This is a genomic window from Variovorax sp. 22077 (assembly GCF_052044195.1).
GTDB lineage: Bacteria > Pseudomonadota > Gammaproteobacteria > Burkholderiales > Burkholderiaceae_C > Variovorax > Variovorax atrisoli.
This window is the reverse complement of record NZ_JBQEQC010000003.1, coordinates 379276-394863: the sequence shown is the minus strand read 5'-3', so window position 1 is coordinate 394863 and position 15588 is coordinate 379276. Positions and strand designations below refer to the sequence as shown.

Sequence of the window (15588 nt, the reverse complement as noted above, 5' to 3'; positions counted from 1 at the left end):
TGCAAGAAGCGGGCTCAAACCCCTGTCAGGCCGGCTGGAAGCTCTGCTGGATGAAGCCCTGCTGGTGCCCGCGCTCCCAGGTGGCCTCTTCGCGCACCACCCAGCGCAGCGCGTGCAGCTCGGTCAGCGCCTGCACCCAGCTGTCGGAGAGGGTGTCGAGGATGGCTTCGCCCTGCTCGCGCGTGGCGGTGGTCGGGTCGCCGATCACGCCGCTCGGGCCGAAGTCGCGCGAGGTCCATGCGCAGGCCGGGCGGCCGTCGGCAGACAGCAGCTTGATCGGGAAGGGCGGCGGAAAGTTGGCGACCGCGTGCTCCATGTGCACCGTCTCGGGCGCGAGCGCGAGCATCAGCGCGGTCTCGGAATGGCCCGCGTGCATCGCGAGCTTCTTCTCCTGCTCGCTGACCTGCTTGCTGGCCGCGCTCGGCAGGCGCGACACGCCGTGCGGCACCACCACGAAGTCGCCGTGGCGCAGGCGCAGCTCGCGCGCCGCCATCTCCAGCACCTGTGGCTGGCCGCCGTGGCCGTTGGCGAACAGCAGCTTGCGAAAGCCCGAGCGGTAGACCGACTCGCCGATCTCGATCACGGTCGACAGCAGCGTGGTGCCGGTCAGCGTCATCGTGCCGGGGAAGTGCAGGTGCTCTTCCGACTTGCCATACGTGATGGTCGGCAGCGCGAAGGCGCGCACCTCGGCGGGGAGCTTCTCGAGTGCCTTGCCCATCACGCCCGAGCAGATCACGCTGTCGACCGAGCAGGGCAGGTGCGGGCCGTGCTGCTCGATCGCGCCGCAGGGCAGCACGATGACGGTGTTCTCGCGATCGGGCAGCGCCGCGATCTCGGTCCAGCTCAGGTAGGGCAGGAAGCGGTGGGGCGGGATGTAGCCGTGGAGCATGGGAGGGTCTTTCTGGAGGAGTCGTTATCGGGGGAGGAACGGCGCAGGGTCGCCCTGCGTGATGCGGCCTTCCCGCAGCACCACGCGGCCTGCGGTGCGCGAGGGCCAGCCGTGGCGGTCGGCCTGTGTGAACAGCACCAGGTCGGCGCCCTGGCCCACCAGCGTGGGTTGGGCGGCCGGGGCTTCGCGCCGCAGCCAGTCGCTGCGGCATAGCGCCTGCGACCAGTCGTCGAAAGGCTCGTCGAGCTGCGCCACCAGCGCGGCCGTGCCCAGCGCCTCGACCGGGTCGAAGCTGCCGACGCGGCAGAAAGGGTCCTGCACGTTGTCGCTCGCGAACAGCAGCGGAATGCCGCGCTCGCGTGCTTCCTTCACCAGCGTGATGCCGCGCAGGCGCGGCGTGCGGCCGGTGACGGCGTCCTGCAGCAGCAGGTTGGTGGCGGGCAGCGACACCACGGTGATCGGCGCACGCGCCACCGCGTCGAGCGTGGCGAGGGCCTGCGCCTCGGGCTGGGCCGCGAGCGCGCAGATGTGGCCGCAGACCACGCGGCCTTCGTAGCCGATCTCGGCCAGGATGCGCGCGGTGGTCTGCAGGCCGACGGCAGAGGCGTTGAGCTCCTCGTCGACATGCAGGTCGATGTCGAGATCGCAGGCCTGCGCCGACACCAGCAGGTTGCGCAGCGCGTTCTCGCTCCAGTTGGTGGAGTGCACGAAGCCGCCGAGCAGCGCGTGCGGCCCCGTGGCCTTCACCTGCTTGGCGAGGCGCATGGCCTGCGCGGCGTCTTCGAAGAGCGGCAGCTTGATGAGGCTCACCTGCTCCAGCCGAACCCGGCCGGCCCACTCCTGCGCCAGCTCGGCCATCACCGGCCAGGCCATGGGCACCGATTCGGGCTCCCACCAGTCGACGTGCGTGCGCAGGTGCGCGGTGCCGCATTCCCAGGCCCACTGCAGGCCGCGCGAGGCGCGCTCGCGCACGTCGGCGGGTGTCCAGTGCACGCGGTCGGCGAGCATCGCGTCGATGGCGCCGAGCAGGCCGGGCTGCACCTGTTTCATGCGCGGCAGGGTGAAGGCCTTGTCCAGGTGCGTATGGGCGTCCACGAAGCAGGGCAGGGCCAGGGCACCGGCGAGGTCCCAGGCGTCGGGCGGCGGCGGCACGGCGGCGACGGCCGGCTCGACCGATCGCACGCGGCCCGCCTCGATCGCGATGCGCGCGAGCTCCGGCACGCCGTCGCGCTGCGGCCAGCCTGCAGGCAGCAGCCAGCGCGGCAGCCGCACGTTGGAAAGGATCGACGGCGCGCTCATGCGAAACGCGCCATCGCCTGGCCCACGCGTGCCATGAAGCGCTTGAGCTGGGGCTCGGTCGCGACGTTCATGTGATAGTGGGCGTGGTAGTCCACCCTGGCGCGCTGGCCGGTCAGCCGCTTCATGTAGCGCGTGACGATCTTGCGCGGCGGGTCGCCCATGTACATGGCCATCCAGCGCGGCCGCCCGTAGGTGACGACGGCGCTGATGCGCTTGATGTGCGTGAGCATCGGCTTGACGTTGGCCGGGTCGCTGATGTCGAAGGCCACGCCCGGCATGAAGAGCCGGTCGAAGTAGCCCTTGAGCATCGCCGGCAGGCCGAAGCACCAGGTCGGGAAGCAGAACACGATCCCCTCGGCCCACTGCAGCCGCTCCACGTAGGGCTTCAGCGGCAGCTGGTTGGAAGGCACGTCGTGGTAGCCCAGGCGCTCCTCGCGCGAGAGCACGGGGTTGAAGCCTTCGGCGTAGAGGTCGCAGTCGTCCACCTCGTGCCCGGCCGCGCGCAGGTTCTTCAGAACCTCCTGATGCAGGGCGGCGTGGAAGCTGGTTTCGACCGGATGGCAGTAGACGACGAGCACGCGCATGGTGTGTTTGACCGCTTAATCAGAGCAAGTGGTCAGGTTATGCAAGCGACGTGCCAGTGCCGCCGCACCGCCTTGGGGCGGCGTGGTGAGGGCGCGACGGAAGTGTCGAGAAGGTGCGGGGAGGGTGGCCGAATTCCGTAACAAAAGTCACGCAAGGCCGGAAAACGAGTGCGCAGACGGCCGGATTTCGGTCGCCTCGTAACAACAATTCACTCTTTCTTCCAATTGTTAACTAAAATTCACAGTCCAAATCTGTGAACTTTGGGCCTCATTTCTCTCTTCATCAACCGTTCGATACCCGAGAGTCCGTCCTCATGAAAAAACCTTCCCTCATCGTTGCTGCTGTTCTTGCAGTCACCACCAGCGCAGTTTTGGCAGCCACGAGCCCGGCCACTGCCACGTTCCAGGTTCTGATCACCGTTGCCAAGGCTTGCTCGGTGACGGCGGGCTCGGGCTCCAACATCAACTTCAACACGGTCGATTCCTCCGCCACCAACCTGAGCGCCAGCAGCAATATCAGCGTGACCTGCTCCAAGTCGACGCCCTACAACATCGGCCTGCTGCCCTCGAACAACAGCTCCACCGGCGCCGGCGCCATGGGCAATACGGGCACTGACACCATCCCCTACCAGCTGCGCTCGGTGAGCGCCACCGGTGCGATCTGGGGCAGCACGGCCACTTCCACCTCGGTTGGCAACGGCGTGGCCGGCACCGGCACCGGTTCGGCCCAGTCGATCCCGGTGTGGGCTACGGTCGCGAGCGTCAACGTGACGCCTGGCTCCTACTCCGACACCGTGACCGTCCAGGTCAACTACTGATCGATCGCCTGACCGTGCACCGCCTGCTGCGCCACACCCTTGCCCTCGCGTTCGCCCTGCTGGCGCACGCGGCCGCTTCGGCCAGCGGGCTGCAGGTCTCGCCGGTCACGCTGACGCTGCAGGCCACGCAGAACGCCGACGGCCTGTGGCTCAGCAACACCGGCGACGACGTGGTGCACGCGCAGGTGCGGGTCTATCAATGGTCGCAGGAAGACGGCAACGAAAAGCTCACGCCGTCGCGCGAGCTCCTCGTGAGTCCGCCGATGGTGCAGCTGGCGCCTTCCTCGCGGCAACTGATCCGCGTCATCCGCACGGGCGTTCCGCCCGGCGCGGTCGAGAATTCCTACCGGGTCATCATCGACGAGCTGCCCGTCGAGATGAAGGAGAAGAAGGGCCTGCAGCTGGTGCTGCGCTACTCGGTTCCCATCTTCATCGCGCCCGCCGGCGCACAGTCGGCCGCGCCCCAGCTGAGCTGGTCGCTGCGCCGCGAAGGCAGCCAGGCGATGCTGGAAGTCGCCAACGGCGGCGGCATGCACGCCCAGCTTGCCGATCTGGATTTTGTCGATGCCGCCGGCAAGCGCACCCCGGTGCACGGCGGCCTGATGGGCTACGTGCTGCCGGGCGCGAGCATGCGTTGGCCCCTGAAGACACCCGCGGAAGCCTTTGCCTCCGGCGGCGTCCTGGAAACGAAGATCAATGGCAACGCGACGCAGGAAAAGATCCCGCCACTTCCACGCGTCCGCTGAGCGTCTGCTTCCACTGCTGCTTCTGTCGGGTCTGGCGTCATTCGGCGCTCAGGCCGAGAAGGCTGCAGCCGAACAGGGGCCCTGGCTGGTCGCATCCGCGGCCGAAGGCGACATCTCAGGCCCTGGCGGCAGCGACCTCTACCTGGAACTGAGCCTCAACGGCAACCCGCAGGGGCTGGTGCATTTCGGCCTGCGCGGCCGCGAACTCTGGGCCAGCGCCTCCACGCTGCGGCAGCTGGGTTTCATCCTGCCGCCGGGCGTGTCCGACCCGGTGAGGCTCGACGGCCTTCCCGGCGTGAAGATCGCCTTCGACGCCGCGCGCCAGAGCCTGGCCATCAACGCTTCCGCCGAGGCGCTGCGCCTGCCCACGACAGTGGTCGACACCTCGACCATCGCCACGCCCAAGGCCAGCGCCTCGCCCGGCCTGCTGCTGAACTACGACCTCTACGGCACGCAGGGCCGGGGCAACAGCACCAGCCTCAACGCGCTCGCCGAAGTGCGCGCCTTCAGCGGCAGCAGCGTGTTCACCAGCACGATGATGTCGCGCGCCTACCGCTCCGACAACGAGGACTGGAAGCACGACTCGGTGCGCCTGGACACCACCTGGAGCCAGTCCTTCCCCGACGACATGCTCACGCTGCGCGTGGGCGACACCACCACCGCGTCGCTGCCGTGGTCGCGCTCCACGCGCATCGGCGGCATCCAGCTCTCGCGCAACTTCTCGCTGCAGCCCTATCGCACGACGACGCCGCTGCCGGCGTTCCTGGGGGCGGCCGCGCTGCCGTCGCAGGTGGAGCTCTACATCAACGGCCTGCGCCAGTACACCGGCCAGGTCCCGGCCGGGCCCTTCCAGCTGAACACCGTGCCGAGCATCAACGGCGCAGGCAACGCGCAGGTGGTGCTCACCGACGCCTTCGGCCGCGCCACCACGCTCGACTTCTCGCTGTACGACACCCAGCGCCTGCTGCAGGAGGGCCTGTCCGACTGGTCCGTCGACCTCGGCATGGTGCGCAGGAGCTACGGCCTGCGCTCGAACGACTACGGCAGCGACCCCGCCGCCACCGGCACCTGGCGCTACGGCGTGAGCAACAGCTTCACGCTGGAGGCCCATGGAGAGACCACCAAGGGGCTGGTCAAGGGCGGCGTCGGCGGTGCGTGGCTCCTCGGGCAGAGCGGCGTGTTCACCGGCGCCGTGGCGCACAGCAGCTATCGCGGCGAGCAGGGCTCGCTGCTCAACCTGGGCTACAGCTGGCGCGACAACCAGTTCAACTTCGCGGTCGAGGGCACGCGCACGCGCGGCGAGTACCGCGACGTCGCGTCCCTGTATGGCAGTGCGCCGCCGCGCGGCTCGGGCCGCGCGTCGATCGGCTACAGTACCAAGGACTTCGGCAGCTTCGGCCTGAGCTATCTCTACCTGCGTTATCCGGCGCAGGAGGCGACGCGCCTGGCCAGCGTCTACTGGTTCCGCGCCATCGGGAAGAGCGCCTCGATGAACGTGAGCCTCAACCAGAACCTGGACAACCGCCGAGAGCGCAGCCTCTTCGTCGGATTCACCTGGGCGCTGGACGGCAACATCACGGCCAGCGTCGGCGTCCAGCGCGACCGCGACCAGACCGTCTACACCGCCGACGCGCAGAGCTCGGCACCGGGCGACGGCGGCATCGGCTGGCGCGCGGGCCTGCGCCAGGGCGGCGGCCAGAACGGCGGGCAGGCCGAGATCGACTACCTCGGGCGCTACGGCCGCGCCATGGCCGGCATCAGCGTGCTCGGCGAAAGCCGCTTCGCCTACGCCGGCGCCACCGGCTCGATCGCGTTCATGGGCGGCCAGCCCTTCGCGTCCCGGCGCATCGACGACGGCTTCGCGGTGGTCTCCACCGACGGCATCGCCGGCGTGCCCGTGAAGCTGGAGAACCGCGACATCGGCACCACCGACGACAGGGGCATGCTGCTGGTGGCGCCGCTGCGCTCCTACCAGAACAACCAGCTGTCCATCGACCCGATGCAGCTGCCGCCCGACGTGAGGATCGAGCGCGTGCGGACCCTGGCGACGCCGAGCGACCGCGCCGGCACGCTGGTGCGCTTCGGCATCACGCCGATCAGCGCCGCCGCGCTGCTGCTGGTGGACGAGGCGGGCAAGCCGCTGCCGCTGGGCAGCCGCGTGCGCGCCAACGGCCAGGGCGGCGAGCCGGCGCTGGTCGGTTTCGACGGCGCCGTGTACCTGGAATCGCTGCAGCCCCACAACACGCTCGACGTGCAGACGCCAGGCGGCGCCTGCCGCAGCAGCTTCGACTATCGCAAGGAAGGCGCGGCGATCCCGCAGATCGGGCCGCTGCGCTGCGCCAGGGAGGCCAAGACACCATGACCACCATGACGAGTCATCCGAACCGCATCCTGCGGGCCCTGCGCCTGCCCGTGCTCTGTGCGCTTCTATGGCTGCTCTCGGCCGGCAGCGCCCACGCATCGATCAACTGCACCGCGTCGATGACGGCTGTGGCCTTCGGCACGGTCGACCTGGTGGCCGGCACCGCCACGCCCGCCAACGCCACGCTGACCTACACCTGCACCAAGAGCGGCAACAACAACACCACGGAGTACGCCAGGGTCTGCTTCAACATCGGCGACGGCAACGAGGGCCTGACGAACTTCAACCCGCGCGTGATGAAGAACGGCGCCGGAGACAGCCTGAAGTTCCAGCTCTTCCAGGGGACGAGCAACACGATCTGGGGCTCGAACGGCAACGCGGCGGTGCCCAATCCGTACACCATCAACATCAGCATCCCCGCCCGGTCCACCACCGTCTCGGGGTCCGCCACCATGCGCGGGGAACTGCTCGCGGGCCAGTCCACGGCGCCTCCGGGCTCTTACCAGGACAACTTCTCCGGCATCCATACCTCGATCACGCTGACCTCGAGCACCAACGCCCCGCCGACCAACTGCGGCGGCTCGACGCTGTCGGACCAGTTCGCCTTCATCGTGAGCGCGACCATCTCGAAGAGCTGCGTCGTCACGGCCGATCCGCTGAACTTCGGCACCGTCTCGGGCCTGCCGGGCGGGGGCAACGTCGACCAGGTCGGCACAATCTACGTCACCTGCACGACGCCCACCGGCTACACGGTGGCGCTCACGCCGTCCAACAACGTGTCCAACGGGGCCGGGGCGATGACGCCGACGGGGGGCGTGCCCGGCAACACCGACACCGTGCCCTACCAGCTCTACCGCAACTCCAACCGCACGCTCGTCTGGGGCAGCGTCACGGGCACCAACACCTTCGCGGGCACGGGCAGCGGCCTGGTCCAGGCGCTGCCGCTCTACGGCCGCGTCCTCGGCGCCAGCACCAACGTGCGGCCGGACAGCTACATGGACGTGGTCACGGTCGCCGTGACCTACTGAGCCCGGGCCGCGCCCTGCGGCCGAACGCGACGCGACGACGAGATGGGACGGGACGCCCTCTGACAAAGAAATGCGGACGGTGCGTGAAGAATGACCCGGACAGGCTTCATTTTTCCGCAACTTTGCCGATAAGCCTGGCTGGGCATCGACCCGATGCCTCCCCAGGTTGCGACGAGAGGAGTTCCCATGCCCGGAAACTGGCGAACTGCGAGGGCGGCCGCGCTGCGGTCGCCGCGAACGGCATCCCCGCGGGGGGCCGCGAGCACGCTGCTGCTCCTGCTGTTGCCCTTGCAGCTGCAGCTCAGTTCCGCCGAGCCCGTGCGCGACGCCCAGAGAGCCACGGGCCGCTTCGACATCTCCATCAGCGTCCTTCCGACCTTCGAGGTGCGCGAGATCAGGCCGGTCCAAGGCGGGCACGAGTACCGCGTCTGGACCAACATGGCGTCGGTGACCATCAAGGGCCGCGAATACCGGTTCGACAAGGTCGGAGAGGCGACCATCATGGTGCCCGGCGCAGCAGCCGACGGCCGAGAGAGCCTCGGTGCCGGCTGGCAGCGCGCGGTCGGCGCGATGGCGCCGGCCCCGGGCGACACGTCGCCGCAGGCATCGAGCACGCCTGCCGGCGACGGTAGCAACGCGACGCGGGTCACGGTCACCTACTAGGACCGGTCGGGCTCCGATTGGGCGAGGCGCCGGCCCCGCCCCTGCTCCCCAACCCTGAATTTCCTGCCGTTCCCGCCGATATCCGGAGACCGGGCGCCGATTGCGCGCCCCATCTCACGTCCCTGCGACGGACAACGGAAAAGGCTTCATGAAGGGACATCGGCTTCGACCGGCGCGCGCCGCCATGGCCGCAGCGATGGTGCTCGCGCCGCTGGCGTGTGCGGCGGAGAGCAGCGCCGGCACGAGCGCCGCGACGGCACGGGTGCGCCTTGTGGTGGTCGTGCCGCCGGTGTTCCAGGTACTGCGAGCCACGCAGACCGCTGGGGGGATCGACTACCTGGTCTGGACCAACATGAGGTCCATCACCATCGGCGGCCGCGAGCATCGCTTCGCCCGGCCCGGCGAGAACACCGTGCACGTACCCGCGGTGCCCGCGGGTGCTTGGGTGGTGCACGGTCTCTAGGCGGCGCGCATCGCTTGCCCGCGCCGCCGCGGCGCACGGGTCAGTTGCAGTACTGCGCGTTGCCGCTGGTCTCGAGCGGCGCCGGAGGATCGGCCAGGAACTGCTGGACCGGAACCACCGACGCGTTGCAGGCTTCGTCGGTGCGGATGTCGAAGACATGCCAGAAGTCCGTGCTGCCGCTTTCGCCTGCGGGCGGCGAGAAGACCGTCTGTGCGCCGCGGTTGCTCACCTCGACCCGGGCGGGCGAACCGGTCTGCCCCGGATCGAAGGTGCCCGAGTAGTTGCGGACATAGAAGCGGTAGGTGCGGTTCTTGGCCAGCTTGGCAAAGGTCGTGACTTCGGGGCCGAAGCTGTCCACGTCGTCCACGTCGAGCGCGATGAACGGCGCCGCAGCGAGGCTGCCCTTGCTGCTGTAGTAGACGTGCTCGTCAGCGTTTGCGCCCAGCGTGTGCGAATCGAGGTCGCGCGGGCGCTCGCCCCAGGTCAGCTTGATCGACAGCGCCGAGCGCGTGAGCTGGAGACAGTCGCCCAGCGAGATGTCCTGGTCCCCGGCTTCGACCGTCGGGGAATTGGAGATCTCGCTCGCGGTGGTGGCGACCACGAAGGCCGAGCTCGAACGCTTCACGGCGACCGAGAACTCGCCGTTTGCATTCGTCAGCGTCGATGCCAGGCCGGTGTACGACTTGCCTTCGGACGCCACCAGCGCACCTGCGACCCGTGCGCCCGCCGCGTCCTGCACGCAGCCATTGATGCGCACGGTGTTGTAGATCTGGTCGGCGTTCCAGGTGGTGAAGTGCGTCACCGTGCCTTCGTAGTACTGGTCGGGCGCCGTGCCCTGCAGCGTGGCGGAGCCCTCCTGCACCCACAGGCCCGTGGTCGTGTTGTAGAAGAACAGCGGCACCGACGCAGGCAGCGTGCCGCTGCGTGAGGACGGTGCGATGCGCACCGTCGCGCTGGTGCCCGCGCCCAGGTTCAGCGGCGTGCCGTCGGCGTCCGTGAAGCTGGCGTCGAGCGCGCCGAAGCTCTCCATCGGCGCGCTGCCGCCCTCCGCCGCGGCCAGATAGTTGCCGGGCATCACATTGACGTCGTTGGCCGGTGCGATGGGCGTCACACGCGCGGTCACCAGTCCACCGGGCGCGCTGCCATCGGGGCGGCGAAGCGAGTTGGCGCTCAGGCGAACCATCGCGGTCGAGCCCGGAACGACCACGTCGTGCGCCGATTGCCCGTCGAAGGTCTCCGTCACTGCCACGGGAAGCATCGGCACGTTGACCACCGTCGATGCACCCGATCCGGCGAGCGCGGCCGTGGCCCGGCTCTGCGGCACCATGCCGCTCTTCGAGAAGCTCAGCAGCACCGACGCATTCGGCGGAATTTCGGTCAGCGAGTAGCCGCCATCGGCGTCCGTCACGGCGGAGACGCCCGCGGCAGTGACCGTGACCTGCGCGACCCCCCGGCCGTCGAGGGCATTCGTCACGCGGCCGCTGACCTTCGCGTTGCTCTGCTGCGGCGGTGGCGGCGGGGGAGGAGGCGGTGGCGGCGGCTCGTTCTGCTGGGGCGGGGGCAGGGCGACGAAGCCTGGGCCTCCGTCACCTCCGCCGCAAGCTGCCAGGGCCGCAACCGTCGTGATCGCGGCAAGGAAAAATCTGATCTTCATGGTCCCTCTTCTCCTGTGTATTCGTGATTCGCCGTCATGAGACAACCTGGACAGCGAAGCGTGCGAAGGTAGGCGCGCGGGCTCGCCGAACACAGTGCACAAAGTCACTGCGTGGCAGGAGGCCGCAGGAAGACCCGCAGAGGGTTAAGAAGAAAGGATTGGCTGCGCGCGCAGCCGGCGCTCAGGCCTCGATGCCGCAGCCGTGCAGCACGAAGGCCACCAGCTCGCGCCCTATGGGCTCGCGGTCGAAGGGCGCGTCGGGCGGCAGGCCGAGCATCACGCGGGTCTGGATCGCGTAGTCGGCGTAGCTCTGCGTCATGGCCCAGATGTGCATCAGCAGGAAGCGCGCGTCGAGCGGGCGCATCTGGCCGCGCGCGATCCAGCCGTTGATGACGTCGATCTTCTTCTGCGTCCAGGCCCTGGCGTTGGGCCAGTAGCGGTCGAGGTTGCGCCCGCCGTCGAGGATCTCGCGGGTGAAGATGCGCGAGATCTCGGGGCTGTCGATGGCGTGGTCGAGCTTCTTGCGGATGTAGTCGCCCAGCACCGTGGCCGGGTCGCTCGCGTCCTCGAAGGAGAACACCACCTTCCAGGCATGCAGCACCTGCATCAGCAGCTCCTCGTAGAGCTCTTCCTTGCCGGCGATGTAGTAGTGCAGCTGGGGCTTGGTGAGGCCGGCGCGCGCCGCGATGGCCTGGGTCGAGGTGCCCTTGAGGCCGTGCAGGCTGAACTCGGTGACGGCCGCGGTGCGGATCGCGGCCATGATGCGTTCGCGCCCGGGCCTGGCGCGCGACAGGGGCCCGTCGGGCGCGGGCATTTCCTGGGCGGTCGAGACGGGGAGGGCGGCGGGGTCGGCGTTCATGGTGGCGGGTGGGGCACGGCCTGGTGCGTTCGTGCGCGCGGTCGATGGTAATACCACTGGTGCCCCGCGCATGACCGCATGCCATGCCGGCATGATCGGGCAGGGCATGCGGGCACGGTTCCTGTATCTTCCTCGCCGCCCCAGGGTGAATCGACATTCAAACGCGGCCGCGTTGGTCCGCCTTGCACCCGGATGCGCGGAGGGCGGCGCAGGCCAGAGTCATCTCTGGTCAAGCCGACCGACAAAGCAGGCGGGTGCAAGGCGGGCCAACCCGCAGGGAAGGACGAATGTCGATTCACCCTGGAAAGATTCACCTCAACACAGGAGTTCTCCATGTACCTTTCTCCCCGTTTCCGTGCCTTCGCGGCCGGGGCTGCTCTGCTGGCCGCCAGCGTGATCGCGCAGGCCCAGCAGGCGCTGCCCAACGTGGTGATCCTCGCCACCGGCGGCACCATCGCCGGGGCCGGCGCCTCGGCCGTCAACAGCGCCACCTACGCGGCCGCCAAGGTCGGCGTCGAGAAGCTGATCGCCGGGCTGCCCGAGCTCTCCAAGGTCGCCAACGTGCGCGGCGAGCAGGTGTTCCAGGTCGCATCGGAAAGCCTGACCAACGACAACCTGCTGACGCTGGCCAAGCGCGTGTCGGCGCTGTCGAAGCAGTCGGACGTGGACGGCATCGTCATCACCCACGGCACCGACACGCTGGAAGAAACCGCCTACTTCCTCACGCTGACCGTGCACACCAACAAGCCGATCGTGGTGGTCGGCTCGATGCGCCCGGGCACCGCGCTGTCGGCCGACGGCGCGCTCAACCTGTACAACGCCGTGAACGTGGCCGGCAGCAAGGACGCGATGGGCAAGGGCGTGCTCGTGACGATGAACGACAACATCGACACCGGCCGCGACGTGAGCAAGAACGTCAACATCAAGACCAACGCCTTTTCCAGCCAGTGGGGCCCGCTGGGCATGATCGTCGAGGGCCGCAACTACTGGTTCCGCGCGCCGGTGAAGCGCCACACCATGAACTCGGAGTTCGACATCGACAGCATCACCGCGCTGCCGCCGGTGGAGATCGCGATGGGCTACGAAGGCGTGAGCTCGGTGGCCATCGACGCCATCGCCAAGAGCGGCGCCAAGGCGCTGATCCACGGCGGCACCGGCAACGGCTCGGTGGCTGACCGCATCGTTCCGAACCTGCAGAAGGCCCGCGCCGACGGCGTGATCGTGATCCGCAGCGCCCGCGTGCCCGACGGCTTCGTGATCCGCAACGCCGAGCAGCCCGACGACAAGTACGACTGGGTGGTGGCGCACGACCTGCGCCCGCAGAAGGCGCGCATCCTCGCGATGGTCGCCCTGACCAAGACGAACAACACCAAGGAACTGCAGCGCATCTTCTGGGAGTACTGATCTCCCCCGGCCTGCTCGCCTCGTGGTGTTCAGGCCAGCGCGCGCCGCAGCCGGCGGTGGCGCGCGTATTCCAGGCCGCCCACGCACACGAGCAGCCAGGCCAGGCCGGTGAGCAGACCGGCCACCACGTCGCTTGCGAAGTGCACCTGCAGGAAGATCCGGCTGCAGGCGATGGTGACGATGGCGCCCGCGGCCGCCATCGCACCCGGCACATGCCAGCGCACCGGCAGGGTGCGCAGCAGCAGGTACAGCAGCATCCCGTAGCTCACGATCGCGCCCGCGCTGTGGCCGCTCGGGAAGCTGTAGCTCGTCTCCAGCGCCAGGCCGTGGTCGTGGATCGGGCGGGCCCGCGCGAAGATCTGCTTGAGCGCCGGGTTCAGCAGCACGATGCCGACCAGCGCGAGCACCCAGCCCAGCGCCAGTCCGCGATGCCGGTGCCGCCACAGCACGGCGGCCACCAGCACGCACACCGGCCCGAGGAAGGCCGCGTCTCCCAGGTGCGTGACCCAGCTGAACACCACCAGCGCGGCCCGCGGCAGGTTCGCGGCGATGGCGTCGGTCAGGGCGTGGTCAGCCTGGCCGAGCACATGGCCGTCGGCAATGTTCGAGGCGATCCACGCGAACAGGCTCGACGCCAGCAGGATCAGCACGAAGCCCGAGGCGAAGGCGAGCGCGATGCGCGGCTCGCTGGGCTCTTCGGCATCCTGCAGCCTGAAGTGGCGCTTCTGCAGCAGGTGGCAGGCCAGGCCTGCACCGAGCACCGAGGCCGCGAGCAGCGAGAGGAACCAGGGCAGCGCATGCGCACCGAGATTTCCGGCGAAAACGACAAGAGGCGCGAGGGAAGGGACGGAAGAAAGGGAGGCTTCGAGCGGCATGCGGCGCACCCTAAGGCCGCGCTGCCCGGCTGGCAAGGGAAAGGCCGAATACTTCGGCGCAGCCGAAGGCCTTGTCGCGCGCCACGTAGTCCCACCGTTCCACGCGGCAGGCGCGGGGGCCTTCGGCGATGTCCGAGCGCACCACGTTGATCGAGTTGGGGTGTCCCGCGCGCACCCGCCGCGACACGGCAGTACCCGCCTGAATCGCCCACGCCGTGCGCGCGCAGCCCGCGAAGGCGTCGTGCAGCGGCCGCACGAAGGGCAGGTGGATGTGTCCGCCCAGGATCATGTCGGCCCCCGCCGCGCACCAGCGCGCCACGGCTTCCTCGCGCCCGTGCAGGCGGTTGCCCAGGTCGCGCGTGCGCGTGACCATCACCGGCTGGTGCGTCACCACCACCCGCAGCTGCGTAGGCGAGGCCGCCTCGAGCAGCCGCGCCACGCGTTCGACCTGCGCGGGCGAGACCGCGCCGTCTTCGTGCCGGTACCAGCGCGTGGTGTTGACCGCGGCCACCAGCCATCGGGGCGAGTCGAACACCGGCTCGAGATCGTCGCCGAAGGCCCGGCGGTAGCGCGCATACGGCGCGAACACGCGCGCCGCCAGCTGGAACAGCGGAATGTCGTGGTTGCCCGGAATGGCCAGCACCGGTGCGCCCAGCCGGTCGGCGAAGGCCCGCGCCGCCGCGAACTGCGCCACGGTCGCGCGCTGGGTGATGTCGCCCGAGAGCACCACCAGCTCGGGCGCCAGCGCATGCGCCAGCCGCTCGAGCGCCTGCAGCACCTCGGGCTGCTCGGTGCCGAAGTGGGGGTCGGAGATCTGCAGCAGGCAGCTCATTCGCGCGCTGCCTCGAGTTCGGGCGCCGTCTCCTCCGGCCGCACCAGCCACAGCCGCTCGGGCGACACGCGGAACAGCAGCGGCATGTCGACCCAGCCGATCTCGCCGTCGGTCGCCACCTTCACGCGGCGCGGGCCGCGCTGCGCGAATGTCCGGCTCGCCTTGACGGTCAGCGACTCGAACGGAAAGGTCAGCACCTCGTCGGCGTCGCCCAGCCGCCCGAGCGCGCCGCGCACCAGCAGGCCCGGCATCGCCAGCGGTCCCACCGGCTTGAGCACGATGGCCGCCAGCTGTCCTTGCTCGGGCGCGTCGGCCTCGGGAATGCCGACCTGGTGCAGCTGCAACGGGTTGTTGCCGACGAACAGCGTCGGCGTGCGGATGTCGCGCTCCTTGCCGCGCCAGGCCATGCGCAGGTTCCAGTGCCGGTGGCCGCGCAGCATCGTCAGCAGTCCGGCGCCGAAGGCGATCCAGCGGCTGCGGCCGAAGCGCGACTTGTAGGTCTCGCGCTCCTCCAGCAAGTCGGCGTACAGGCCCATGCTGGCATTGACCAGGAACACGCGGTCGTTCACCAGCCCCACCTGCACCGGCCGCGGCCGCTCGGTCAGCAGGATCTGCAGCGCCTGCGCGGTGTCGCGCGGGATGCCGTGGGTGCGGCTGAAGTAGTTGAAGGTGCCCTGTGGCAGCACGCCGAAGGCGCAGCCGCTGCCCAGCGCGGCCTGCGCCACCGCGTTGATGGTGCCGTCGCCGCCCGCGGCCGCCACCACGCCGCCGGCCGCGCGCGCCCGCTCGACCGCCTCGCGCGCCAGCGCCTGCAGCCGGCCGGGTTCGTCGACCACGAAGATGCGCAGCCGCCGGCCGGCCGCGGCGCAGCCTTCCTCGATGACCCGGCGGGCCTCGGCCGCGTCCTCGCTGCCGGAGCCGGCGTTGAGCACGACGAAAAGGGGCGCGTCGGAAGAGGTCTCGGGCGTCTCGGGCACGGGCATGTCCAGGGATCTCGGGAAAACGGGTCGAAGGAAGGGGAGGATGGGCGCGCTCGGGCGGCGGTGCCGCCGCGCTCGGCGGGTGGGCAGTTGTCGCACCTCCCGCCCCGCGCCGCCAGCAGGCAACTTCCC

At 69.5% G+C, this 15588-nt stretch carries 15 protein-coding genes; 7 read left to right on the top strand and 8 right to left on the bottom strand.

Going from position 1 to position 15588, the window contains the following annotated elements; genetic code table 11:
• Positions 1–25 precede the first annotated feature (25 nt).
• Genes ACTJLF_RS06385 through ACTJLF_RS06375 form a run of 3 tightly spaced genes read right to left on the bottom strand, consistent with a single transcriptional unit; the run spans position 26 to position 2772 of the window.
• Entirely contained in the window at positions 26–889 is an 864-nt protein-coding gene (locus ACTJLF_RS06385; RefSeq protein WP_019658482.1) for a creatininase family protein, read from the bottom strand.
• 24 nt (positions 890–913) lie between these two features.
• Positions 914–2188, bottom strand: a complete 1275-nt coding sequence (locus ACTJLF_RS06380) for an amidohydrolase family protein (protein ID WP_132753346.1) — start codon at positions 2186–2188, stop codon at positions 914–916.
• Complete coding sequence (locus tag ACTJLF_RS06375; protein WP_126186190.1) at positions 2185–2772, bottom strand: NAD(P)H-dependent oxidoreductase; 588 nt, start codon at positions 2770–2772, stop codon at positions 2185–2187. Before ACTJLF_RS06375 ends, ACTJLF_RS06380 begins: the two co-directional genes overlap by 4 nt.
• A 314-nt stretch (positions 2773–3086) precedes the next feature.
• Between ACTJLF_RS06375 and ACTJLF_RS06370 the strand changes: the two genes are divergently transcribed.
• The 6 genes from ACTJLF_RS06370 (at position 3087) to ACTJLF_RS06345 (ending at position 8852) form a co-directional block, all read left to right on the top strand.
• Entirely contained in the window at positions 3087–3590 is a 504-nt protein-coding gene (locus ACTJLF_RS06370; RefSeq protein WP_019658485.1) for a Csu type fimbrial protein, read from the top strand.
• Between the two features lie 14 nt (positions 3591–3604).
• Positions 3605–4336 (top strand): fimbrial biogenesis chaperone, encoded by a 732-nt coding sequence (locus tag ACTJLF_RS06365; protein ID WP_132753350.1) that lies wholly within the window; start codon positions 3605–3607, stop codon positions 4334–4336.
• Positions 4287–6698: a fimbria/pilus outer membrane usher protein gene (locus ACTJLF_RS06360; protein WP_019658487.1), complete on the top strand. Its 2412-nt coding sequence runs from the start codon at positions 4287–4289 to the stop codon at positions 6696–6698. Before ACTJLF_RS06365 ends, ACTJLF_RS06360 begins: the two co-directional genes overlap by 50 nt.
• Positions 6695–7726, top strand: coding sequence for a Csu type fimbrial protein (locus ACTJLF_RS06355; protein WP_440882702.1), 1032 nt, complete (start codon positions 6695–6697; stop codon positions 7724–7726). The genes ACTJLF_RS06360 and ACTJLF_RS06355 overlap by 4 nt, the downstream gene beginning before the upstream one ends.
• Positions 7727–7912: 186 nt before the next feature.
• Positions 7913–8389, top strand: coding sequence for a hypothetical protein (locus tag ACTJLF_RS06350; RefSeq protein WP_440882701.1), 477 nt, complete (start codon positions 7913–7915; stop codon positions 8387–8389).
• 148 nt (positions 8390–8537) lie between these two features.
• Complete coding sequence (locus tag ACTJLF_RS06345) at positions 8538–8852, top strand: hypothetical protein (RefSeq protein ID WP_145761364.1); 315 nt, start codon at positions 8538–8540, stop codon at positions 8850–8852.
• A 40-nt stretch (positions 8853–8892) separates the two neighbouring features.
• Here the strand turns inward: ACTJLF_RS06345 and ACTJLF_RS06340 are convergent, their stop codons facing one another.
• Positions 8893–10506 (bottom strand): carboxypeptidase regulatory-like domain-containing protein, encoded by a 1614-nt coding sequence (locus ACTJLF_RS06340; protein ID WP_440882700.1) that lies wholly within the window; start codon positions 10504–10506, stop codon positions 8893–8895.
• Positions 10507–10687: 181 nt separating this feature from the next.
• Positions 10688–11365, bottom strand: a complete 678-nt coding sequence (locus ACTJLF_RS06335) for a TetR family transcriptional regulator C-terminal domain-containing protein (protein ID WP_019658492.1) — start codon at positions 11363–11365, stop codon at positions 10688–10690.
• A 333-nt stretch (positions 11366–11698) separates the two neighbouring features.
• On the opposite strand from ACTJLF_RS06335, the gene ACTJLF_RS06330 reads away from it, so the two are divergent.
• Complete coding sequence (locus ACTJLF_RS06330) at positions 11699–12769, top strand: asparaginase (RefSeq protein ID WP_019658493.1); 1071 nt, start codon at positions 11699–11701, stop codon at positions 12767–12769.
• Between the two features lie 29 nt (positions 12770–12798).
• Here the strand turns inward: ACTJLF_RS06330 and ACTJLF_RS06325 are convergent, their stop codons facing one another.
• Genes ACTJLF_RS06325 through ACTJLF_RS06315 form a run of 3 tightly spaced genes read right to left on the bottom strand, consistent with a single transcriptional unit; the run spans position 12799 to position 15459 of the window.
• Positions 12799–13644: a phosphatase PAP2 family protein gene (locus ACTJLF_RS06325; protein ID WP_020723440.1), complete on the bottom strand. Its 846-nt coding sequence runs from the start codon at positions 13642–13644 to the stop codon at positions 12799–12801.
• Between the two features lie 10 nt (positions 13645–13654).
• Positions 13655–14476, bottom strand: coding sequence for a metallophosphoesterase family protein (locus ACTJLF_RS06320; protein WP_126186182.1), 822 nt, complete (start codon positions 14474–14476; stop codon positions 13655–13657).
• The gene (locus ACTJLF_RS06315) at positions 14473–15459 is read right to left on the bottom strand and encodes a diacylglycerol/lipid kinase family protein (protein ID WP_440882699.1); all 987 of its coding nucleotides are present in this window, start codon (positions 15457–15459) and stop codon (positions 14473–14475) included. Before ACTJLF_RS06315 ends, ACTJLF_RS06320 begins: the two co-directional genes overlap by 4 nt.
• Between the last annotated feature and the right edge of the window lie 129 nt (positions 15460–15588).

Bases quoted from the DNA above. Each gene is read 5' to 3' on its own strand.
- ACTJLF_RS06385 (WP_019658482.1), bottom strand. From the start codon at position 889: ATGCTCCACGGCTACATCCCGCCCCACCGCTTCCTGCCCTACCTGAGC.
- ACTJLF_RS06380 (WP_132753346.1), bottom strand. From the start codon at position 2,188: ATGAGCGCGCCGTCGATCCTTTCCAACGTGCGGCTGCCGCGCTGGCTG.
- ACTJLF_RS06375 (WP_126186190.1), bottom strand. From the start codon at position 2,772: ATGCGCGTGCTCGTCGTCTACTGCCATCCGGTCGAAACCAGCTTCCAC.
- ACTJLF_RS06370 (WP_019658485.1), top strand. From the start codon at position 3,087: ATGAAAAAACCTTCCCTCATCGTTGCTGCTGTTCTTGCAGTCACCACC.
- ACTJLF_RS06360 (WP_019658487.1), top strand. From the start codon at position 4,287: ATGGCAACGCGACGCAGGAAAAGATCCCGCCACTTCCACGCGTCCGCT.
- ACTJLF_RS06355 (WP_440882702.1), top strand. From the start codon at position 6,695: ATGACCACCATGACGAGTCATCCGAACCGCATCCTGCGGGCCCTGCGC.
- ACTJLF_RS06350 (WP_440882701.1), top strand. From the start codon at position 7,913: ATGCCCGGAAACTGGCGAACTGCGAGGGCGGCCGCGCTGCGGTCGCCG.
- ACTJLF_RS06345 (WP_145761364.1), top strand. From the start codon at position 8,538: ATGAAGGGACATCGGCTTCGACCGGCGCGCGCCGCCATGGCCGCAGCG.
- ACTJLF_RS06340 (WP_440882700.1), bottom strand. From the start codon at position 10,506: ATGAAGATCAGATTTTTCCTTGCCGCGATCACGACGGTTGCGGCCCTG.
- ACTJLF_RS06335 (WP_019658492.1), bottom strand. From the start codon at position 11,365: ATGAACGCCGACCCCGCCGCCCTCCCCGTCTCGACCGCCCAGGAAATG.
- ACTJLF_RS06330 (WP_019658493.1), top strand. From the start codon at position 11,699: ATGTACCTTTCTCCCCGTTTCCGTGCCTTCGCGGCCGGGGCTGCTCTG.
- ACTJLF_RS06325 (WP_020723440.1), bottom strand. From the start codon at position 13,644: ATGCCGCTCGAAGCCTCCCTTTCTTCCGTCCCTTCCCTCGCGCCTCTT.
- ACTJLF_RS06320 (WP_126186182.1), bottom strand. From the start codon at position 14,476: ATGAGCTGCCTGCTGCAGATCTCCGACCCCCACTTCGGCACCGAGCAG.
- ACTJLF_RS06315 (WP_440882699.1), bottom strand. From the start codon at position 15,459: ATGCCCGTGCCCGAGACGCCCGAGACCTCTTCCGACGCGCCCCTTTTC.